Source organism: Candidatus Eremiobacterota bacterium (assembly GCA_031082125.1).
Taxonomy (GTDB): Bacteria; Vulcanimicrobiota; CADAWZ01; order CADAWZ01; family Ess09-12; genus Ess09-12.
On sequence record JAVHLM010000006.1, the window covers coordinates 209,957 to 231,125 of the forward strand.

Annotated in this window: 21 protein-coding genes; 4 read left to right on the plus strand and 17 right to left on the minus strand. The window is 57.2% G+C overall.

The window, feature by feature from the left end; all coding sequences use genetic code 11:
- Nucleotides 1-55 precede the first annotated feature (55 nt).
- Entirely contained in the window at nucleotides 56-559 is a 504-nt protein-coding gene (locus RDV48_09115) for a rubrerythrin family protein (GenBank protein ID MDQ7822938.1), read from the plus strand.
- Here RDV48_09115 and RDV48_09120 read toward each other — a convergent pair.
- A complete protein-coding gene (locus RDV48_09120; GenBank protein ID MDQ7822939.1) occupies nucleotides 556-2,538 on the minus strand; it encodes a DUF2723 domain-containing protein in 1,983 nt (660 codons plus the stop codon). The two genes, RDV48_09115 and RDV48_09120, sit on opposite strands and share 4 nt — an antisense overlap.
- 143 nt (nucleotides 2,539-2,681) lie before the next feature.
- Here RDV48_09120 and RDV48_09125 point away from each other — a divergent pair, with 143 nt between their 5' ends.
- On the plus strand, nucleotides 2,682-4,187 hold the full coding sequence (locus RDV48_09125) for a DnaB-like helicase C-terminal domain-containing protein (GenBank protein ID MDQ7822940.1): 1,506 nt from the start codon (nucleotides 2,682-2,684) through the stop codon (nucleotides 4,185-4,187).
- On the opposite strand, the gene RDV48_09130 is transcribed toward RDV48_09125, so the two are convergent.
- The 10 genes from RDV48_09130 to RDV48_09175 form a co-directional block, all read right to left on the minus strand.
- Nucleotides 4,179-4,670: a hypothetical protein gene (locus RDV48_09130; protein ID MDQ7822941.1), complete on the minus strand. Its 492-nt coding sequence runs from the start codon at nucleotides 4,668-4,670 to the stop codon at nucleotides 4,179-4,181. The genes RDV48_09125 and RDV48_09130 overlap by 9 nt on opposite strands.
- Before the next feature lie 36 nt (nucleotides 4,671-4,706).
- A complete protein-coding gene (locus tag RDV48_09135) occupies nucleotides 4,707-5,108 on the minus strand; it encodes a hypothetical protein (protein MDQ7822942.1) in 402 nt (133 codons plus the stop codon).
- A gap of 3 nt (nucleotides 5,109-5,111) precedes the next feature.
- Nucleotides 5,112-5,648 (minus strand): hypothetical protein, encoded by a 537-nt coding sequence (locus RDV48_09140; protein ID MDQ7822943.1) that lies wholly within the window; start codon nucleotides 5,646-5,648, stop codon nucleotides 5,112-5,114.
- Nucleotides 5,649-5,659: 11 nt separating this feature from the next.
- Nucleotides 5,660-5,830 (minus strand): YtxH domain-containing protein, encoded by a 171-nt coding sequence (locus RDV48_09145; protein ID MDQ7822944.1) that lies wholly within the window; start codon nucleotides 5,828-5,830, stop codon nucleotides 5,660-5,662.
- A 14-nt stretch (nucleotides 5,831-5,844) separates the two neighbouring features.
- Nucleotides 5,845-6,600 carry a hypothetical protein gene (locus RDV48_09150; protein MDQ7822945.1) on the minus strand — a complete coding sequence of 252 codons (756 nt, stop codon included), beginning with the start codon at nucleotides 6,598-6,600 and terminating at the stop codon, nucleotides 5,845-5,847.
- Nucleotides 6,601-6,612: 12 nt separating this feature from the next.
- Nucleotides 6,613-6,909, minus strand: coding sequence for a EutN/CcmL family microcompartment protein (locus tag RDV48_09155; GenBank protein MDQ7822946.1), 297 nt, complete (start codon nucleotides 6,907-6,909; stop codon nucleotides 6,613-6,615).
- Nucleotides 6,910-6,912: 3 nt separating this feature from the next.
- On the minus strand, nucleotides 6,913-7,185 hold the full coding sequence (locus tag RDV48_09160; GenBank protein MDQ7822947.1) for a EutN/CcmL family microcompartment protein: 273 nt from the start codon (nucleotides 7,183-7,185) through the stop codon (nucleotides 6,913-6,915).
- Nucleotides 7,186-7,257: 72 nt separating this feature from the next.
- Nucleotides 7,258-7,569, minus strand: coding sequence for a EutN/CcmL family microcompartment protein (locus RDV48_09165; protein MDQ7822948.1), 312 nt, complete (start codon nucleotides 7,567-7,569; stop codon nucleotides 7,258-7,260).
- Between the two features lie 13 nt (nucleotides 7,570-7,582).
- Nucleotides 7,583-8,998: an invasin domain 3-containing protein gene (locus RDV48_09170; protein MDQ7822949.1), complete on the minus strand. Its 1,416-nt coding sequence runs from the start codon at nucleotides 8,996-8,998 to the stop codon at nucleotides 7,583-7,585.
- Entirely contained in the window at nucleotides 8,995-10,026 is a 1,032-nt protein-coding gene (locus RDV48_09175; protein MDQ7822950.1) for a stage II sporulation protein M, read from the minus strand. The genes RDV48_09170 and RDV48_09175 overlap by 4 nt, the downstream gene beginning before the upstream one ends.
- Nucleotides 10,027-10,078: 52 nt before the next feature.
- Between RDV48_09175 and RDV48_09180 the strand changes: the two genes are divergently transcribed.
- Nucleotides 10,079-10,867, plus strand: a complete 789-nt coding sequence (locus RDV48_09180) for an RDD family protein (protein ID MDQ7822951.1) — start codon at nucleotides 10,079-10,081, stop codon at nucleotides 10,865-10,867.
- On the opposite strand, the gene RDV48_09185 is transcribed toward RDV48_09180, so the two are convergent.
- The 3 genes from RDV48_09185 to RDV48_09195 form a co-directional block, all read right to left on the minus strand.
- Nucleotides 10,831-13,797: a tubulin-like doman-containing protein gene (locus tag RDV48_09185; protein MDQ7822952.1), complete on the minus strand. Its 2,967-nt coding sequence runs from the start codon at nucleotides 13,795-13,797 to the stop codon at nucleotides 10,831-10,833. The two genes, RDV48_09180 and RDV48_09185, sit on opposite strands and share 37 nt — an antisense overlap.
- A 118-nt stretch (nucleotides 13,798-13,915) precedes the next feature.
- A complete protein-coding gene (locus RDV48_09190; protein MDQ7822953.1) occupies nucleotides 13,916-15,607 on the minus strand; it encodes a vWA domain-containing protein in 1,692 nt (563 codons plus the stop codon).
- 46 nt (nucleotides 15,608-15,653) lie between these two features.
- Nucleotides 15,654-17,411: a PQQ-binding-like beta-propeller repeat protein gene (locus RDV48_09195; protein MDQ7822954.1), complete on the minus strand. Its 1,758-nt coding sequence runs from the start codon at nucleotides 17,409-17,411 to the stop codon at nucleotides 15,654-15,656.
- A 163-nt stretch (nucleotides 17,412-17,574) separates the two neighbouring features.
- Here RDV48_09195 and RDV48_09200 point away from each other — a divergent pair, with 163 nt between their 5' ends.
- Nucleotides 17,575-18,867: a methionine gamma-lyase family protein gene (locus RDV48_09200; protein MDQ7822955.1), complete on the plus strand. Its 1,293-nt coding sequence runs from the start codon at nucleotides 17,575-17,577 to the stop codon at nucleotides 18,865-18,867.
- A gap of 70 nt (nucleotides 18,868-18,937) precedes the next feature.
- Here the strand turns inward: RDV48_09200 and RDV48_09205 are convergent, their stop codons facing one another.
- The 3 genes from RDV48_09205 to RDV48_09215 all read right to left on the minus strand — a co-directional run bounded on the left by RDV48_09205 (nucleotide 18,938) and on the right by RDV48_09215 (nucleotide 21,143).
- On the minus strand, nucleotides 18,938-19,420 hold the full coding sequence (locus RDV48_09205) for a hypothetical protein (protein MDQ7822956.1): 483 nt from the start codon (nucleotides 19,418-19,420) through the stop codon (nucleotides 18,938-18,940).
- Between the two features lie 164 nt (nucleotides 19,421-19,584).
- Nucleotides 19,585-20,886, minus strand: coding sequence for a WD40 repeat domain-containing protein (locus tag RDV48_09210; GenBank protein ID MDQ7822957.1), 1,302 nt, complete (start codon nucleotides 20,884-20,886; stop codon nucleotides 19,585-19,587).
- Nucleotides 20,871-21,143: a hypothetical protein gene (locus RDV48_09215; GenBank protein MDQ7822958.1), complete on the minus strand. Its 273-nt coding sequence runs from the start codon at nucleotides 21,141-21,143 to the stop codon at nucleotides 20,871-20,873. The genes RDV48_09210 and RDV48_09215 overlap by 16 nt, the downstream gene beginning before the upstream one ends.
- Nucleotides 21,144-21,169 lie beyond the last annotated feature (26 nt).

The following is a 21,169-nucleotide window of genomic DNA, read 5'->3' on the forward strand; positions in this document are numbered from 1 at the left end:
AGGAACCCAAAGAATTGTATCTCAAAAGAGTTCCCCTCAGGAAAGAGCACTTCCCATGAAAAAAATAGCCGAGCAGAAAGTCCGCGAGGCACTCGCAAGCGAATGCCTCGATCATATGCGCTATCTCATCTTTGCCGAAAAGGCAAAAGAGGAGGGCTACCACAACATTGCCCGTCTCTTCCAGACTATTGCCTATGCGGAGCGCATCCATGCGAGGAAATACCTTCTCACCCTCCAGGATGTGGGCACCACGAAGGAGAACCTGCTTTCATCGCTCGCCGAGGAAAAATTTCAGTCCGAAGAGCTTTACCCCGCCCTTTTTGAAATCGCAGGGTTTTTCAAGGAAGTGGAGGCCCAGATAGGATTCCACGGGGCGCAGCAGTCCGAGCAGGTGCACACCGCCCTCTTTCAGAAAGCCCTCGAGACCATAGAAGCGCAGAAAGACATCATTCTCGGGGAGATCCACATCTGCAGGAACTGCGGTTTCTCCCTCGAGGGCTCGCCCCCCCCTACATGCCCCGTATGCGGCATGGCAAAGGAAAAGTTCAAGCAGTTCTAAGGATCTCCCCTGGCGCGGCGCAGAGCCTCCCTGGCCTTCTCCACCTGCCCCTGCCTCGCATAGAGTACCGCAAGGTTCATGAAGACCTCCCTGGAGCTTCCCCCTGAGGCAAGGCATTCGCCAAGAGTTTTTTCCGCCTCGCCGTACAGGGCAAGCTCAATCTCGGCCTGCCCTTTCTTCAGCAGCACGGCGGCGTTCCGGCCCTCGAACCTGCAGGCCTCGGAAAAGCACCGGTAGGCCCTCCTTACCTGATCAAGCTGCGCCCATTCCAGGCCGAGGGAGTACCACGCAAGGCCATAGAGCCTGAGAAGCTCCCTGGAAAAGTAGTCGTGAAACTTCTTTTCATCATAGCAGCCGCGGTATTGATACTCATGGCCAAGGAGCCGCTCCGCGGCTTCGCACTGCTCCCTTGAAGGCCCTTCTCCGGGTTTCAGCACAAGGGAGACAAGGCCCTGCGAAACCACTGGAAAGGCACTGTCAGAGACGGGATGGTTGAAATAGACAGGCCCTTTTCCCTGCCGGCCTTCTATTACCTTCAGAATGAAGGCTCTCCCCCTGGTATCCGCCGGGATTCCTTCGGGAAGAATGCCCTTGTGCCTCCTCGCAAGCTGCCTCCTGTACCATGGCGAATCAAGAAGGCCCTCCACCAGGACGGTAACGTCGCCTCTCAGGCCTTCCACAGACTGACAGTAAAGGAGAGCTGAAGAGGGAACATCGCCTGAGACGAAGAGAATCCCGCCGTTCCCGACGCTTCTGAGGACATTCCTCCCGTAATCAATGGCCAGGTAATCGCTGCGCCTCGTCACCATGCCGAAATTCATCAGCAGGGCAGCGCAGGGCAGCACAAGGGCAGCACCCAGAGCAACGGTGCGGCAGTTCCGCAAGGCCGAGATCGCCATGAGGCCTTCCCCTGCCGCCAAAGCCGCCACAAGGTAAGAGGGGAGAAAAAACCTCTCGAGCACCGCCAGGTATCCCTCTTCTGCGGGAAGGCGGGCCCAGACGATAAAGGCCAGGCTGAAGACCAGAAAGAGAAAGAGTCCTCCCCAGAACAGTGTTCTCTCCCTCTTCCAGCACGACACGGCGCCAAGCGCCATGAAGGGGAGCGCCATGGGGGTGCACTGCACCGCAAGAAGTGAGAGATAATGCCCTGCCTCCTTGAGAAAGATCCCGAAGGACCACGATGAGCCTGACACCGTGGCAAGAGACAGGGAGCCGTACCCGGCCCGGGTCACTACTCGGACAAAGGCTTCCCAGTCGCGAGGGTTCCCCCAGTTCACCGGGGGATCGGACGCCGCGCGGAGCGGAAGGTACAGATAGGGAAGGAGGCCTGCTGCAAAAAGGACCAGGGCGGCGGCAATGTTCCGGGGAGCCATGAGCCAGGTGAAGAGCCTCCCGCTGATGATGAAGTACAGCAGCAGAGGCGCAAGGAGAAGCACCGTGTGGTGATGGGAGAGGGAAAGGCCTGCAGTGAAAAAGAAAAGATAGGGCTCCCAGGTGACGGCATGCCTCCCTGAAGCATCCTTCCAGCAGAGCATGAGATAAAGCAGAAGAACCACGAAAAGAAGGTGAAGGGAAAAGACCTCCGCCGATAATGAGATCCTGAAGAAGGCCCTTGAGAAGGCGAAAAGAAGGGCTGTAGAAGCGCTCACCAGGGGATTTGCGAAGAGCCTCAGGCAGAGAAAGAAGAGCACGAGGACCGCCATGGACGAAAAAAAGGCCGACATGAGATTTACCCTGAAGGCGCCGTCAAGGAAGGGAAGCTTTGAGAAAAGATGGCCTGTCATCGTGTAGAGGGGGTAGCCGGGAGGATGGGCTATTCCTGCCGTGACGGCTGCCGTCACAAGCTCTCCGCTGTCGCTCTGAGAGGAAAGCGACGGCGAGAGCGCCATACCGTACACCACAAGGGAAAAAGCCCACAAAAGTCCTCCGTAGAGCCAGTTGATCCCCCTGGGTAAGCGGTGGCCTTCCTTCATGCTCATTTGTTCGCTCCCCCGGGTCCCGCCTCCTCTCTTCTTCTTTTCCTCCTCCCTCCCGCATTCTTCTTCCACCCCCTCCTGTTCCACCCCCACAGAGGATTCGCCCCGGGCCATGGAGAATGACTCCGCAGGGGACGCGCCACAAAATGAAACCTGTTCCGGAAAACCAGAGACTTCTCTCCCGTGAGCACCTGGAGCTTGTTCTGCTCAAGGCCCTTATCTGGAAGGATCCTCTCTATCCCGAGATCATTGCCGCGCTCTCGGCACAGGACTTCTCTGCCGATCACCGCCGCATTTACACTGCCCTGGTGAACATGGTGGACATCGGTATCGAGATCAAAAAGGATACCCTTGAAAACGCCATTGAAGTCCCCCTCACGACACCCCTTTTTGATGTGCCTCCCAGGGAAAAAGAGGTGGCTTCTGCCTTTGAGCTCTTCAGGCAGAAGCTCCACCACAGGAAAAAGGCCCTGGAAAAAATATCCACATGGAAGAAGACCATCGACAGCCTCACCGAGCTTGTCGAGGAGGGCAAGCTTGACCCCCGGATATGGGTCGAGCGCATGCAGAACCTGATTCCCTCCCCTAAGATAGACGAGAAAAAGAAGGCCGAGCCTCCCCGAGAGACTGCAGAGGAGAAGACGCCGAGGGAAATGCCCGGGGCTCTCGAGCCCGACTGGAGCAACCTCATCAGCCTCTTTGAAAAGGGAGAGCCCCGGGAGCTCTCGGGCCTGAAGACCGGCATTCAGGAGCTTGACAGGAAAAGCCTGGGGCTCAAGGGCCTCAATGTCCTCTCGGGCAGCCCCAAGATGGGAAAGACCACCCTGGCGCTTCAGCTCGCCACGGAGATCGCCCGCCACAACGACTGCCTCTCGGTGTTCTACTCCATGGAGATGGACCGCAAATCGCTGATGCTGCGCATCCTTTCCAGGATATCCCATATCCCCTACGAGCACTTTGTTCTCTGCAAAGGCAAAAACCTCGCCGATAAAGAGCGCGCCCGCTTCACCAAGAGCCGCGAGGTCTTCGATACCTTTCGGCAGAAGATGGTCATCCTTGACAGAACCTCTACAGAGCTTGACTCGGAGCAGATATTCTACCAGATAGACGCCCTGCTGAAAAGGGCGCAGAACGAGAAGGTCTTCATCGTCATTGACTCCCTGCCCAGCTTCTCCCTCACAGGAAAAGACATGGCAAAGCCCTCCTCCTTCGGCCCTGTCTTTCACCATATCCTGGGCAAATTCAGGCTCATCCAGCAGTACTTCGGTGCCATCATACTGCTTGTCTATCCCAAGCATTACGGAACCCACCAGGATCAGGAGGCCGACGACGGAGTCTACGATCTGGTCCACGTGGTGGACACCTTTTTTGAGCTCCTCAACAAGTCAAAGACCTCCACCGCCAGTGACTACTATAATGAATACACGACGGAGGCGGAGGAGATCGACCTCTGCGCCTCGAGCAGGGAAACGGGGCAGTGGTACATCCCCCTCACCTTCATGAAGAGCTTTTTTGACTTCACCCACAGGAAAAAGGGGTTCAAGGCCACAAAAATCACCTGGGGAGAGCAGGAGGAGCCAAAAGAGCCGGCTTCGCCCAAGGAGAAACCTCGAAAAGACGCAGCTTCAGAGCCAGAGGCGTCATCACAGTGACGGGGGTGCACCTCCGAGAGCGGCGCTGCCGGTAGCCCGGTAAAGCTGTATCTTGCACACTTCCCCGCCCCTGATATAAAAAGTGATTCCCTTCTCCACGTAATCAAGGGTATAGACATGTTTGGAGAACAGTGCCCTCCGGCAGGGGCCGTAAGCGCGCTCCACCTCGCAGGCAAAGCTTCCCACCGAGACACCGCAGGGAGTGACATAAGAGATATCGCCGAAAGAAGACTTCACGATAATAATCCGCTCTATGAGGTTCTCGGGGGCATAGAACTCAAGCCCCTTGTCTTTGTACCAGTAGAGAGAGCCCATGGTGTCCTTTGCCACGCCGAAGCGGGACACCACCTTTTCCATGGGTTCTCCTATGGCGATGGAGCCGAGCCCCCTGCCCGAAGTGATGAACCACTCCTCTGCCCTGAGGGGATTTCCTGAAAAGAGCGTCATGAAAAAAAGAAACCATCCTATGACCTGGTATCTCATACGATTTCTCCTTGCTGCAATGCCCCCGGGGGGCCTTTATCTGTCGGCAGGCACCTCTGTGCTGGCGATCCTTCCCGGCACCACCGTCAAGGGCACCTCGAAACGCTCTTTTGGCGTGCCCTCAGCCGTCACTTCCACTATGGCGCAGTGCTCGATGGAAAAGGCATCATTTTTAAAAGACAGAGGCCCTTTCCTGGCAATCTCCACCTCCCACTCAAGGCGTACCGGCGAACCGCCGGGAAGATCCCCGCCAGAAAACCTTTTTTCGGCAAGGAGGTACTGCTCCTTCACTCTGCCGCCCGCCATGAGGCGGCACTCGGCAGAGAGGGCCACTTCCTTCATCGATACCGGGGCTGAGGACCCGACAGCGACCTGCAGCTTGTTCCGGTAATGTGTCATGAGCTCCCGGGGGGAGATCTCTACGGTGAACTGCCCCATGGATTACCACCCCACAGTGACGGGATAGACCACCAGAGGGTGCGTCATCTCGATTTTTTCCACAGATTCGGCAATCCTCATGGTATATCCTGCTCTCCAGATGACGCCATAGTCGCCCTTAAGACTTGTGAACGACCCGGGGAGATAGGAGTCCTTGTCTTTTTCAGGGATCTTCAGAGCGTGGGACTCGCTGAAGCTGCACCGGGGATAAAGAGGTACGGCACTTGCCACGACCTTCTTGGAAAAAAAGAAGCTCTTCGTCTTCTGGGTCCCTTTTTCGGGGTATCTCACAAGGCACTCAACGAATAAAGCGAGCTCCTCGATGGTGATCTTTCTCTTCGCAACGACCTCTATGGAAACCAGAAACTCTTCCTCGAAAAATAGCTTGTGGGCCGCCACCTTGAGGGTTGCCAGGGCAGGCTTCCCTCCCGGTAATGCCATTCTCATGACCATGAGCAGCACAAGGGCGGCAGCGCAGACTTCCAGAGTGAGGAGATAGCCTTTCTCTACAAGCACCTCATAGAATATCGCAAAATCCATACCTTCCCGCCTCAGCGCTCGCCCGGCGGCATAAGGAGCACCCGGGCCATCCTTGTGTATTCCGTGACCACTTCCCCTATGAACTCCCTGGTCCTGTAGCCGGACTCAGGCGCCACAAGAATCCCAAAAGCAAGACCTGCGAAAAAACCCAGGCCGGCCCATAACAAAGGGCACCGTTTCATTGCACTCACCTCTCTCACAGCTCTATCACGTCATCACCATGGTCCTGTATATAACGCTCTGAAATGAGCTCCCTGTCACGCCTGAATTCCAGCGCAGAGGCCAGAGGAAGCCCATGGGAGCGGGTAAACTCCTTGAGGATCGGCATGTTCCTGAGCCCCGAGGTGAAGCAGAAGCTTGGGATGGCGCCAAAACAGAAGCATTGCTTGAAGAAATGGGAAGAGACGCCAAGCGAGTTCAGCATATCGCTTCCCCTGTCCAGGCCGTACTCGGCAAGCTTTGCCATTCTTTCCTCGCGGGTCTCGAAGGCAAGCACCGGGTTTCGATGGGTGATGCCGTGCCGCCCGAAAAATTCCTTCACAGCCTCGAGGTATTCCCCCTGCTGGATAAAAATCTGATCCTGGGCAAGGCTGTTCCCGTCTGCCGAGGAGGAGATGCCCCTCTGATGGCAGTAAATGATGGTCATGGTTTCCATCATCAGGCGGCATACCAGATCGACAAGAAGGGGGCTCCTGTATTTTCTGTACTGCTCGTCAAAATCGTCCCTCATGAGCCTGAAAAGCTCCCTGCCGTCCAGAACCCGGTGGGGGAAGCGGTGCCTGCCGAATTTCCGCTGGAGCTCCTTTGCCACGAGGCCCGGGCGGTAGGTGAAAAGACAGAAGCCCTGGACCACCGTCACCAGGTGCACCCGTTCATAATGCTCCTTGAGGACCAGGGCGGCCACCGTGGTATCAAGCCCCCCCGAAAACATCAGAGCCACCTCTTTTTCCATGGTAACCTCTCTTCAGTGAAATTTTGTCACTTTCGGCCCCAGGGCCACCTCGTCAACTATCCCCGCCACGACGGTTCTTATGGGGGCCTTGGAGTCATCAAGGATCTGCCGGGCCGAGGTCCCTTCGTCAATAATGAGGACCGTGTCGCCGACACCTGCATCCATCGAGCCGTCAACGGCCATCTGGATCTTTCCCGTGAGCTTTCCCGTGAGCACATCCAGGGGCCTTACCAGGAGCAGCCTGCGGCCCTCAAGGCTTTTCACCTTCACCGTGGCCCACGTGACACCGACGACTTTTGCGACAAACATCTCTCACCCTTCTTTTTCAAGCTCCACTCCGTCAATGATGCCCACTATGGCGGCATCGACGGGAGGCACGGCATCAACGGCAACAGCGGCCTCCCTGGCGCTCACGTAGAAGATGAACTCCTCGGAGCCTGAGCCCACGGCATCGATTGCCACAAAGGGATCGCCCTGGGGTTTCCCCTCCCAGTCCGTGGGCTGTACAAGCAGGAGCCTCACTCCCTCAAGGGTGGAAGTCTTCTTTGTTGCCACGACCCTTCCGATGACTCTTCCCGGCTGCATCTTTCTTCCTTTCGCTGCTTTATGGCCCTCTCAGGAGCTTTCAGCGTCTCACCCCGCCGCCTTGCCTCTTTATCAGCTCTCAGGGTATCGGTCTTCACTCTTCTTAAAGATAATCTCGCCCATTTTCTCCACCGTGTCCACAATGGCCATGATGACGAGATCACAGGGCTTGTTCTGAGTCGTTTCAGTCTGCCGCGCCGATGAACCGCTCACCAGCAGCACGAGCTCGCCCTCGCCGGCGCCTACGGCATCAATTGCCACCTGGGGGCCCTCGGCAGGCTGAAAATGGATATCCACGGGCTGCACGAGGAGGAACTTCCTTCCCTCTATCTTTTCATCCTTTCTTGTTGCCACCACCGTTCCGATGACCCTTGCGAACTTCATAGTGCCACCTTCCTTATGCGCTTACAAGCTCGAATTCCAGCATCTGGTATATCTCGGGGGCCGAGGCAGACTCGCCCCTGACCACCACTTTCCCCGGGGAGCCACCGGGCCAGAATACGGCCTCGCCGGTGCCCTGGTTGTTCATCTTCACGGCAGGCGTAATCCTCCCGTCACCTTCAAGAACCCTGAACCTCACGATTTCATCAACGGCGCCATTCTCATCGGAATAAAGAAGGGTAGCCTTGACCTTGAGGCCTTTCTTATCATTGGCTTCCACCTTGGGCTTCTCGGCCTCGAGGCGCAGTTTCTCAATCTTCACCAGCTGGATCTCAAGGGCCTCGCCCACGTAGGCATTTTCCTCGAGGGTGACCATAACGGTCTGCTTGCCCACCTCGGTGCCTGCCGTGTAGAAATTCAGGAACTCCCCCTTCCTCGTGGCAGCCGTTTCACTGGTAAGCCTCCCGTTCTGCTCGGCGAGGGAGAAGACCAGTTTTTTCCCGTCAAGAGGCTCACCGGAAAAATCGGTAACCCTCACCTTGATCATGCTCTTGCTCTTCCCGTCGGCCAGCATGGTCTTCACATCAGTGGTGACGATTATTTTCACGTTGGCCTTCTGATCCTCCGACATCAGCGCATTGGAGAGCTTTCCGATCACGCCGTCAAGGCCCTTGCTCGACGAAATATCCTGTTCCAGGGCCGCCGGCGAGACGGGAACAGGGGAGGCAGCCCGGGGCGCCGCTGCCTTGCTCCTGTAATAGAGCACCATCCCGAAAAGGAGCACGACGACACAGACGCCGCCGATAAGAAGCTTGTCCTGGGGAATCCCTCCTCCCCCGGAAGGGGATGCCGAGGGTTGCGGGGAAGGCGCCGCCATGTCATTGATGGCTATCTTGTCAAAGTACTGAAGGGCTGCCACCTTGACAGAACTGTAAGTAGAGGTGGCGTTTTTCAGCAAGATCAGCTTGACTTTCCTGGAATCAAGGATCCTGATGCCGGCAAAGACGGTGTACTGTTCTCCTCCAAGCTCGTAAAAAGTGCCGGCCTGCCCTCCGAACTCCGATCCTGACCGCATTCTCCTGTCGCTTACCGCCGAGGTGCGCACCCAAGACTCCATGAAGGCGAGGAGCTCAGTCTGGGCCCTCAGGGCATCATCGGGCTTCGGGAGCACCCCCAGCTCAAAAAAGAGCTCTCCGTCGGCGCCCTGCATGGCATGGTAGTATTCCAGATCCGACGAACGCGCATTATAGCCGGCAAATATCTCGTCAACACGGCTCAGGCCGGGAAGGCTCTTGATATAGGTGAAGCTCCCTATGGTGGTCTCCGTGGGATAGGCCACAGTGACGCCCCCGCCCTGGGAAAAGGCTCCACGGCAGAGGCAGAGAAGGGCCGCGAATAGTAGTAAGCCTGGAAAGCCTGCCCTTTGTTTCACTGACTTGTCACCCCGCTTGGATGCTTTCCAGAACTCTTCGAGAAACTCATGGCTTTTCCTCTCTCCCCTTCAGGAAGGCCTGCCTTCCCTCCCACGTACCGGAAGAGAAGAAGAGCCACAAGAAGGGAAAAGACCAGCTTTGCCGAGGGTGTGATGGCCATGGGAGTCACAAAACCCTCCACCACCGCTGCCACCGCAAAAAGCATCAGCACCCCCACCATGAGGCGGGCCGCTTCGCGGCCGCGGAGCTTCAGGGCATCGGCCCGGCTTCGCATGCCGGGGCTCACAAGGGCCAGGGCCAGCAGGAAGCCTGCACCGCCGGCGATGAAAATGGCAAGAAACTCTATGACACCGTGGGGAAGTATCAGAGACCAGAACATGAGGCTCCTGTGATAGTGGAGAGCAAGGGCCGCCAAAGCCCCCAGGAGCGCCCCGTTCGTGACAAGAAGCCAGATGGTGCCCGCTCCGAGGAAGATGCCGCTCGCGAAGGCCTTGATTCCCACGCCGATGTTATTGGTCATGATCTGGTGTGAGATCATTGATTTCTCCTCAAGGGAGAGGCTCTCGCAGGCGGGCTTCTCACCCTGGCGCTCCATGGAGGAGACCATGCGCTGGTCCAGAAAGAGGGAAGCGCGGTCAGGGCGGCTGTAGACGACAAGAAAAGCCACAAGCATGCCCAGCAGAAAGAGGAGAGCTGACGCCAGGATCGCTCCCCCGTTCTCCCTAATGGCACGGGGAAAGCCTGAAAGGTAAAAATCCCTCACCGAGTGGAGGGAAAAAGGCTCCTCCCGGTAAATCTCCCCGTAGGCCCTGGTGACACAGCCGTTCAGGTAGCTGACAAGCGCGGGGTCATAGCGGCACGATGTGGCAAAGGCAAGGTCGGAGCTCGCCTCGCGGTAAAGAGCGCCGAGGGCCTTGAGCTCACCTTCGTCAAGGCTCTTAAAGCCGCCTTGGCGAATCTTTGCCACAAGCCCGTCAAGGGAGTCCCACCGGGGTTTTCTCACGCGTACAAAAGAATCCTGATCCACTGCCGCCTCTCTTCCAAAAAGGATCGGAGCCCCCGCCCGTGAATATCTCTTTATGGAGACCATCACCATAAGAACACCGGAGCAGGTGGAGCTCACCTACGAGCTCGCCGGTGCCGGGTCGCGCTTTTTCGCTCTGGCAATAGACATGGCCATACGAACCCTTGCCCTGATCCTCGTCTATAAGGCCCTTGCCCTGGTAATCCGCTCGGTGAACCTCATGCCACTTCATGGCGCCCTCTCCTCGCCGGCAGTCTTTTCCCTCTTCGTGCTGGGCACCCTGGGAGGCTTTATCACGCTTGGCTATTCCATGTTCTTTGAAACGCTCTGGAACGGCCAGACCCCTGGCAAGCGCGCCGCAGGGCTCAGGGTGATCAAGGAGAACGGGACGCCGATCACGGTTTTTGATGCCGCCCTCAGGAACTTCATGAGGGCCGTCGATATCCTGCCCCTCTTTTACGGCATCGGGTGCCTCACCATGCTCATATCAAGGAAAAGAAAACGCCTGGGTGATTATGTGGCAGGAACCCTCGTGGTAAAAATCCCCGCCGAGGGGAGCCCCGTGCTCCTTCCCGAGATAGAGGTGGAGGCACCTGCCGATGCTCCCGATATCTCACCCCTCGACGAGAGGCACTTCCACCTTGCGCGTAACTTCATCATAAGGCGCGGCGGCCTTTCAAGCACCATTCGCGGCAGCCTGGCAAGGGAGGTATGCGGTGCCCTCCTCTCGACGATTGGCCTTGAAAGCCACTCCTTCCCAAGCGACGAGGAGTTCCTGGAATGGGTGGTCATCTCGTATGGAAAGGCTCAGGCTTCCGCAAAGCTGGGATCGAAAAGGCTGTGATCCTCGATGGTGGAGCTGAATACCTCGGCAAATCCCCTTTCCGCGATATACTGCTTGTCCCTTGCGTTGATAAACTCCTCGCGGTAATCGACAATAGCCTTCCAGATATCCTTCTTTTTGGCAAGATCCTTGCCGCAGGAGCTGAGCCTTTTTACCACGTCGCTGTGGATGATCTCCCGGAGCTCTTTGTTGCTGCGTGCAAGGATTGACTCCAGGATCTTCTCCTCCATGCCTTTCTTGCCCACAGGCTTGTATTCCTTGAGGCCTGTCCTCTTGTCCATGTAGCTGTAGACCATGGTCTGGGGATCGTCCTTGTCGGGGGCGATGACACCGATGGCAATGCCGATGAGGATCGCCACACGGGCCTTGCGCTGCTCTTCCTGGGAGGGCATGGTGACCTCGATCAGGTAGTCCTGCTCGCCCTTGCGCAGGTGGAGAGGAGTCTGGTAACCCTCGGAGAGCTGGTCATATTTTCCCTCCCACTTGTCTATCTCGTTGATCATCCTGAGGGGGAAGGCGCCCTCCTCGGTGGTGAAGAGGATCTCGTTCTTCCCCCTGATAGGCTGGATGCCCCTGAGCTGCCCCGGCTCGGAGCAGCATTTTTCAAGCAGCGGGATGAGATCGCGGAACTCGGGGAGAGTCCCCTCGCGACCGCCGAAGGTGCCAATGAGGGAGACCTTGCTGTTGGGGAGCCTCACGAAATCAGGAATCTGCTTGAAAGTGAGGAAGACCTCCGAGGAGGCGAATATGTTGCGCAGGGCCATCAGGGCTTGCTGCTCGTTGGGATACTTGTCAAAGAACTTCTTTGCCACCGAGATCTCCTTGACGCCATCAAAGAATGGCTTTGACACCGAGATGAGCTTTCCCATGATGTCCTTGTCACGGAAGTCATCTTTGCGCAGATCAAAGAGATTCTCGGCCTTGAGGGCCCTGAGCACCTCCGAGGACACCAGCGAGATGGAGTCCCGCTCATGGAGCTTGTCCTGATCCTCTACAAACTGGCGGTAATACGTTTCGATATCGGAAGGGTCATAGAGGAGCTCGCCGTTCATTACGAGCCCCGACGTGTCGTCAATGAGGTTTTTCTCGTTTTCCGTGAGGCGGCGCAGGATATTCTCCATCTTGGTCTTGAGCCGGTCCATCTCAAGCTCGAGAGCCTTGAGATACTCCAGGACCTTCGTGGAGAAGTCTATGGAGAGCTCAAGGACCTTCTTGTCAATCTTGCGCTTGAAGAAGGAGTTGGAGGCGCCGCTCGTCGCGTTGGTGATCTTGTCCTGGACCTGCTTGAGCATCACTTCCTTCTTGTTGAGGGAGAAGCGGTCGGCAAGCTTCTTGAGGGACTCGACCTCCTGAACCTTGCGCGTGGCGAACTGCGATTCCACCTTGGAAAGCTCATCATATTTCTTGACGAAGTAATCCTTGTAGCGGCTCATGGCGCTCTCGAGGGCATCCATGAACTGCTTGGCAAAGGCAAGCCCTTCCCCTTCTTTGGTGATCATCTTGGCGATATCGATTTCCAGCTTGGCGATGGTTGCCGAGAGCTTCTTTTCCTTGTTCTTGAAGATCCCCCGTGCGAACTCGCCCCACCTCGTGGGGTCCTTGTCGCCATCGTAGAATTTCTGCACAAACTGCTCGTCGCGCTTCAAGAGCGACTCGCCCCACTTCTTCTCATCGAGCTTCTGCAGGCTCGCGTAGCCTGCATTCATCTCTTCATCCACTCGGCTGTAATAGGTCTTGTTCCCCTCGCCGAGGGAGAGCTCGTCGCGTATCTGGTTTTTCTTGGCCGAGTCCACATCCACAAACATTTTGTTGATATCAAGGTAATGGGCAAGGTACTCGTCCATGCGCTCTGACTGCCCGCCGGCAAAGAGCCACCCGTTCACCACATTCTTTGCCATCCGGTAGGAGCAGGCATTGATGACGCGCTCCTTGGGGAAATAGATGGTGGCAAGCCCCAGGCTCATGAAGTTGAGGGGGCACCCCAGCTTGTCCAGGCCCCCGGCGACGGCAGAGACGTTGTCCTTGAGGGATGCTTTGTACTGGCCGAACTCATGGGCGAACTCCAGGTAGATGTTGTGGGCCACCATCTCGAAGAGGTCGGAGCTCTTGGAGAAGGTGACGCGTGAATTCCTGTTGTCGATGAGGTAGCAGAAGTCAAAGGGCGGCGGCTGAATCTTCTTGCCCACACGCTCCTTCTCCCAGTTGGCCTCGAAATCATGGGAGAGGTTGTAGTGGTTGAGCTCCCTGAGAGCGGCGTAGCCAGCACCATAGGGCATATCGGAATTGAAGACTCCCGGGAGTATGAAATAGCCGATCCGTGAGTGCTCTGTCCCCTCAAGCCAGCTCTTCACTGAAAAGGCAAGGTCCAGGAAGATTCCGCTTCCTGTCCCGCCGCAGAGCGAAGAGACAATATAGACATTCAGCCCCGATTCCACCTGGATGTTGTGGGTCTTGAGCATGTAGTCCATGTTGGACTTGTCGGTGACCTTGGAACGGATGCTGTTGAAGCTGCTCTTGATCTTCGAGTAGTTGAGGAAATAGGCGAGCCTCCCGACAGCCCTTATGCCCTTGGCGCCGACAGTCACGTCACCTAGCTCCAGGATCTTTCTGTCAAGCCACTCGGCAAGCTCGGGAAAGCTCCTTATCTCGTCCTTGAGGCGCTGCGTGCCCGTGACGGTGCAGTGGAGGAACTCCGAGGGATTCAGGGATATCTGCGAGAGCAGGACCTCGTCCACATCGGGCATGATGGGCTTCTCGGGGTCAGTGTCTATGATGAAAAAGCCCACTATGGGGAGCCTGTCGAGGCTGTCATAAGCCTCGACAATCTTGCGCCGCACGTTCATGATTATTCTCTGGCCCGTGCCGCCGACACCTATGAGAATGCTGGGACGGATGGGCCGAAGCTGTGTTACTTTCTTGGAGCTGTCCATGGGAACCTCCTTGTAATAATCGCATACCAATTGATGCGAGGGAAGTCTGAAAAAGAAAAGAAACCCCTGTTAAGGTTTCTCATGTATCGCGGTATTTCCTGCAAAGACGACGCCCCAATTAGAAGCTGAAGTTCCCGCCCTCTTCATCAGAAGGGGGAGGCGCTGCCTGAGCTTCCTCCTGGGGGACGCCGTACTCCTGATCGCCTTCCAGGAGCTGGATGGCGTGATAGGTGCCGTCAATGGTGAGGGTGAAGCTGCCGCCATAGGCGAGCTCCCGCTCTATCCCTGCCTGGGGTGCATCGGAGAGGACTCCCTCTTTTTTGGAGGTCAGGATAAACTTCCTGTCCCTTCTCGTGATGATGGCCACAAGCTCCTGGCAGCCCTCTATCTCGAAATCGGCGCCGCCGCCGAGCGTGATGCTCTCGCCATTTTTCAGTCTGAAGGCCCTTCCCTTCTCCTCCGTCTTGAGCGTCACCGTGAGGGGCATCATCTTCCTGTATACCACAAAGCCGAAGCCCCCGACAGCGCCCAGCCCGAGGGCCGTGACAAGGACGAAGAGCTCTGTGCATGGCGGGAGCTTTCCTGCCATGGGAATGGTCTCCCTTTTTGAGATAAAGGGATAGTTGTAGGCCATGGCAGGAGCTGCCGGCGAAGGCGAGGCCGACGCCTCTTTCGAAGAGGGGGGCTCGGCCTCCATGATGCCCGTCACTTCAACGTCCAAGACTCCCTGAAACTCCCTGGGGCTGAAGCTCCAGTTCTTGGGAAAGTTCACTTCGCTCACGAAGGAGAGTGATTTTCCCGGGGCAAGCACAGGAGCGGGAAGGTTTGAGTCCTTGGCCCTGCCTTCGCCGGTGCCGTTGTAAAAGCTTCTCACGGTGAGATTCTTCACGGCGAGCTTCTGGAAAGCGGAGAGCAGCTCAAACTGTACGGCTCTCTGGTAAGGGTTCTTGGTGGTCTTTCCAGTCTTTTTCAGGGTGAGCCTGTCGGAAAGCCATTCGACATAGAACCTGAAGGGAGCGAAGGCCACCTTCTCTTTGTCTTCTTTTATCTCATAGTCTCTTTCAAAGACTTCCTTGAGCTTCTCGGTGAAGGACTTCAATTCGCTTGAGATCTTCTCGTTGACAGGCGTCTTCGACTCCTCCTTGACCGACTTGAACCTGGGCTCGTACCCCTCGAACTTCATGCCGATGGGGATAATATCGATCCGCCTGGTCTTTTTCGCCTCGTCCATAAGCTCGGAAAGCTCGACGGACTCTTTGCTCCCCGGGTTCCTGAAGGGGCTCGCGCTGGGCGGCATGTCATCGCCGTCGGAGATGAAGACCACACGCTGGATCCTCAGGGGCTCACGCCTTTTTACCCTTCCCTCGTCAAATTCCTTCAGCGTCTTGAGGGTTGTCCAGTAAGCCTTGCGGATGTCGGTGCCGAAGCCCTTGGTGGTGGTGGTTTTTCTTATCTCCATGCCTTTGAAGAGCTCTTTCTGGCGGTCGTTGTCAATCTGCTTTATCTGTGCAGGTTTGGTGTCCTCGTCGAACTTGATGAGCACAAGGGTGTCGCCGATCCTGGAAAGGTCAACGACGCTCTCGGCCATGAGCTTCCACTCGGGGAGCACGGCCTTCATGCTGTCCGACACGTCGATGACAAAGACTATGTCATAGTTGGGATTTTCCAGGGCGGAGAGCAGGCGGATGATGTTGGCATCCTTTTTCGTGATGGTCTCGCCTGCAGGGGGAACCTGTGCCTCCACCGTGAAGGCGAAGACTAGCAAGAAAAAAGCAAAGGCAAGACTCACCGCTTTCAACAAATTCCGCATGGCCACTCCTCGTTGTGCGATTCCCGGGGGGTGCCGGGATTTCTTTCTATTCGACCTTGAGGAGATCTTCTCCTTTTTGGGGGCGCCTCGCGGTGAAGGCATAGCAGATGCCGTCGCAGCCCGCCACGTAAAGATGGCCGTCAGAGACAAGCGGGGAGGCCATTATCTCCTGTTCCAGGCGGTAACTCCACAGGTCGCGGCCTTCCATATCCAGGGCATAGACATAACCCGACTGCGAGCAGAAGAGCACCGCACCGCTCCCGAGGATCAGGGGCGGTGAAGTGATTGCATCGTTCACCATGATCTTCTCATTGCGGAAACGCCAGTTCACGCCGCCCGAGAGCTTTCCGAGGGCATAGAGGTACTGGGCCCAGGTGCCCGCAAAGAGCAGATCAGCCCCCACCGCGAGGGAAGCATTGATCCCCCCCTCGACCTGCGTGTAGAGATGCCACGTATCCTGCCCGGTCTCAATACTGAGGGCATAGACATTCCCGGCACCGTCGCCTATGAAGACGATTCCCTCACTTATGGCCGGAGCCCCGGCCACACGGGCACCCATGGGCTTGTCCTCTGGAAACCGCCATTTGACGGCGCCTGTCTTCCCGTCGAGGCCCCAGACATACCCCACGCGGGAGATCACGACAAGGATGCCCTTTGACAGGGCAGGGGAGACGATAAAGCCGTGCTCTTCGCCCTGGAAGTCATTGTCACTGAAGCGCCAACGGGGAGAGCCCGTGGCCTTGTCCAGGGCAAGGACCTCGCCGCCTGACGTGGCGACATAGACCAGGTCGTCCTCCACGAGCATATCGGCCTGGATGGGCGCAAGAGTCTCGTTCCGCAGCTGGGGATAAACCCAGAGGAATCCGCCGCTTGAGGCGTCAAGCTTGAAGACCTTCCCTTCCATGGTGGCAATATATACCCTTCCGAGAGAAGGGGCTCCCTCCTCATCGGGTGCAGGGCGCTCCTCGTCAATGGCCGGCGTCGCCACGAGAGCGCTTGAAGTGGGGCGGACCCATATCTTTTCACCGTTATACTGGTTAAGGGCATAAAGACTCCCCCCATGGGTGGCGATAAAGAGCACACCGCGCCATGCAAGAGGCGATGCGGTGATCCTTACCGCCTCCTTGAGATCGGGGAATGTCCACTTCAGGTAGAGAGGAAAGGAAATGCGCTCCCTCGAGAGGCCCGTGCGCCCGTTATCACCCTGGAACGTGAGCCACTGCCCCGGCACCACGGGGAGAGGCGACTGGCACTCCCTGCACTTCTCAGACTCCACCCTGTTTGACTGCCTGCAGTTGAGGCAGTACACCACTTTCTTCAGGCACTTGGGGCAGAAGAGAGCTTTCCCGCCCAGGATGCTCTTGCATTCCTCGTATGGGCAGATACCCTTCATATCCCCGCCGCAGCAGGGGCAGAACCGTGCTTCGACCCTGCGCAGCACCACCTCCTTGCCGCAGAGCGGGCAGGCTCTCCTGAAGAGCTCGCGGCCCGTGGTGCTGCAGAACCGGGCAGCCTTCCTGTGAAATCCCTGGCAGAGGGGGCACCGCTCCGAAGCATCCCTCCCGGGGGGCACCGGCGGCGGCTCCGTTGGGGGAGGGGCCTTGATGTCCAGGGTCTCAAAGCCCGCGGGAGCCATCTGGATAGGCTGCGTGAGGCTCTCTGAGGGAATTACGACGGTGGGCTGCCGAAGGGCTGCCTTGCTGAGCTTTTTTGCGCCCGTGAGGGCATGCCCCGTGACAGGGCAGAACTTGGCATTCTCACTATGCGGTTTTCCGCAATGGGCGCATTGCTTTCGGGCGTTCATTGAAAATCCTTGACGGTGAGTATTTCTTTCTCCCTCTATAATTATTCAGAATGAAGCAACCCTCCTGCAATCTCCCTGGGGAATAAGATAAAGGGAGGAGCACGGCGCAAAGGCTCGAATGAGTAATAGAGAAAGCTCTCGAGGAGGTACGCCGGTGCTCGCTATGCTCGCCATCACGAAAAAGATGCTCATGGAACAGTGGGATATCCCCTCCCTCCTTGTGGAAAGGGCCGAAAAATCCCTTGAGGCGACCGAGAAACGCCGGCAGGAGCTCCGTGCCATCACCGGATACACCATGCTGAAGGTCCTGACGGCCTTCAGGAACCATCAGGTTTCAGACAGCCACTTCTGGGGAAGCACGGGCTATGGATTTCATGACGCCGGAAGGGAGGTCCTTGACGGCATCTTCGCAGAAATCTTCGGCACCGAGAAAGCCCTGGTGCGATGGCAGTTCGTCTCGGGCACCCATGCGCTTGCCTCGATCCTCTTCGGTGCACTTCGCCCCGGCGACCGCTGGATATCCCTCGTAGGGCCTCCCTACGACACGCTCTGGCCCCTCATCGATGGATCGGGCCGCTGGAAGGGCTCTCTTGCCGAGTGGGGCATCACCTACGACGAGGTCCCTCTCGCCAGGGACTGCTCCTTTGACAGGGAGGCAATAAGGAAAGCCCTGGATCATCCGGCAAAACTGGTATACCTGCAGCGCTCCCTCGGCTACACATGGCGCCCCTCGATCACGCTCTCCGCCATGGAGGAGCTGATCGCCTTTGTCAAATCCCTTGCCCCCGCGGTAATCGTGATGGTTGACAACTGCTACGGCGAGTTTGTCGAAGAGAGGGAACCGACCCATATCGGCGCCGACATCATGGGAGGGTCTCTCATCAAGAACGCCGGCGGAGGCCTTGCCCCGGCGGGAGGCTATATCGCAGGGAAAAGTGACCTCGTGGAGAGGGCTTCAATATACCTCACCTCACCCGGCATCGGCCCCGACGAGGGGGCCACCGTGGGGCTGAACCGCCTCCTCTTCCAGGGCTGCTTCATGGCGCCTTCAGTGGTAGGCGGGGCCCTTGAGGGCGCCGTGTGGGCTTCCCATCTTCTGGAGAGCCTGGGTTTCAAGGTGCTCCCCGGCCCCTTCGACGGCAGGACCGACATTATCCAGGCCATCGGCCTGGGAACCCCTGAGGCTCTCAAGACCTTCTGCAGGGGCATCCAGGAAAGCTCACCCGTTGACCACTTTGCCTTACCCGAGGCGGTGAGCATGCCGGGATACCGGGACCCCATCATCATGGCAGGGGGAACCTTCATACAGGGCTCATCGATAGAGCTCTCCTGCGACGGCCCCCTCAGGGAGCCCTATGCCGCCTATCTCCAGGGGGGGCTTTCATTCCACCATGTGACCATAGGTGTGATGAAAGCCCTCGCAAGGCTCGCCCGCGAGGGCCTCGTAACACTCTGAACAAAAGGAAAAGGACCTACCTTTCCTCGTTGTGGTAAGCCCTTTATCGCTTTTCCTATTTTTCTGCTGCTTAGCAGTCCTTGGCGGGCGGTATAGGTACGCCCTTGACGGGTTCCTTGGGATCAAATATGACGAATTTGAAATCCTTGTTGTGACCTGAGTAATTCCTGATCTTCACCTTGATGTTGTCGTAAAGAAGCGTATTGTTGGTGTGAGGCACGCAGAATGACTTGTAAGCCTGGCGCACTCTCACCTTCCCGAAAAGGGTATTGTTGGGAGTATAGAAGTAAATTTCAAGGTTGATGAGGGGGTCGCAGAAGAACTCGTTGTACTCGATCTGGAAGAATTTCCCGTTGTTGCTGTCAAACTTGGTCTCAAACTCGTGAGGAAGGTAGAAATAGCTCTGACCCGTGGGATAGTGGTACACATTATAGCGGTGTGTGTCCGCTGGTGTGTGGAAGAGCTTCTCGTCCTGGGCCCATGCCTGCCCGGCAAACATGACGATAAAGGCACAGACTGCAAGAAGCGCTATCGCCGTAAATCTTTTTGTCACCTTTCAAACTCCTTTCTTATCCAAAATAACACGATTTTTCCTTGGTGGCGGTCACCTCCCCTCATTGAAGCTTTCGTCTCAAACCTTGTAGGAATAGTGGTTTCCCAGATTTTGACTATAATTCGCGCAGAGCAGAGAAATTCCTTCCGGGAAAAATAAATTTCTCACCGCCATACCCGAAGGTACGCGTCGCCGCTTATGGCCTGCCCTCCCGATACGATGCATCTGTTATCGGCCGTCAAGGGTATGGCCATGACGGCGCCGGTGTGGCCCACACACCTCCTGAGCTCCCTGCCGCTCTCAAAATCCCAGACCCTTACCATCTTGTCGCTGCTTCCGGTGATCACATGCTTTCCATCGGCACTCATTGTAATGGAGTTCACCCACCCGCTGTGACCGCGGAGATCCCTCAGGCGGGCTCCTGTGGCAGTCTCCCACACGCATGCCACGGTATCATAGCCTCCCGAGAGGCACCAGCGGCCGCATTGCGAGAAAGCCAGGGCCGAGACATCGCTGCCATGGCCCTCGAGGCGCCTCACCACCTTGCCGCTTACAGGATCAATCACCCATATGACCTTCTCCCCGCCGCCGGCGAGAAGAAAAGTGTGGGAGAGGGCCAGGGCAAGGATTCTCTGGGATGAGAGATCAAGGAGCCTCACCTCCCTGCCGGTTTCTCCTTCGAGGAAGCGCACCGTGCCATCATTTCCTGCCGAGAGAAGAAATGCACCGTCGCCGGTAAAGGCGTTCTGGCAGGCAAGCGCCAGGGTCCTGCCGTCAGGGGAGAGCGCCATGGCCTGCACCTGGAGAGAGGATGGGCCTTCCCTCCCATCAAAGGAGCGCAGCTCCGCCATGGGATCACCGCCATAAATCCGCACTACCCCTGCGGCGTCTGAGACCGCCAGGTGGCTGCCACAGGGCATGGCCACAGGGCCTATCACCTCTTTCGAAGGATAGGGCATAGCACCAAGACTTCCCCATTCACTCCAGGAAGGATCTGGCCCGCCTTCCTCTCTCTCCGGCAGCCTTCCAGTGACGGTGGCCTGGAGCTTCGCGCGGAGCTCCGGGCTTTCCTCCTTCGGCGCCATTTTGCTCCAGACCCTGAGCGGCGTCTTGTCACCGGAAGCCGCTGAGATCATGAAGCTGAAATCATGGAGCATGACCAGGGAGTGGATTATGCCCATGTGGCCAAGGAGTCTCCTGAGCTCCCTGCCGGTGGCATGCTCCCATATGCGCAGGAGCCTGTCGCCGCTCCCCGAGACGAGATAGCTCCCGCAGGGCGAGAAGGCAAGACGGAAAACACCGTTCAGGCACCCGGGCATGGATCTCACTTTCCGGCCTGAGGCAGGATCCCATATATGGATCATGGTGTCAAAGCCTCCCGAGGCAAGCTCCTTCTCATCAGGGGAGAGCGCTATCGCCGCCACAGGGCCTGAATGGCCTTCGAGAGTCTTTACGAGCGCTCCCACTCCTGCGGGAGCTGTTTCTCATCTATGGCCTTCCTCAAAGGTATTCCATTGAGAAGCTCCATCTGGATATAAAAGTTCAGGGCCCTGCCGTCGCCGCCCACCTCTTCCACATGGACCACGTGGGGATCGTGAATCCCTTTCAGGATAGCGCCCTCGCGGAGAAACCTGGTCACGATCACCTGGTCGCTGCGGTACTCCTCCTTGAAACGCTGAATAAATAAGTTCCCCCTGAGGGTGCAGCTTGTTTTTCCTCTCATTTCAGCGGGAGTGCGCTCTTTCCCTC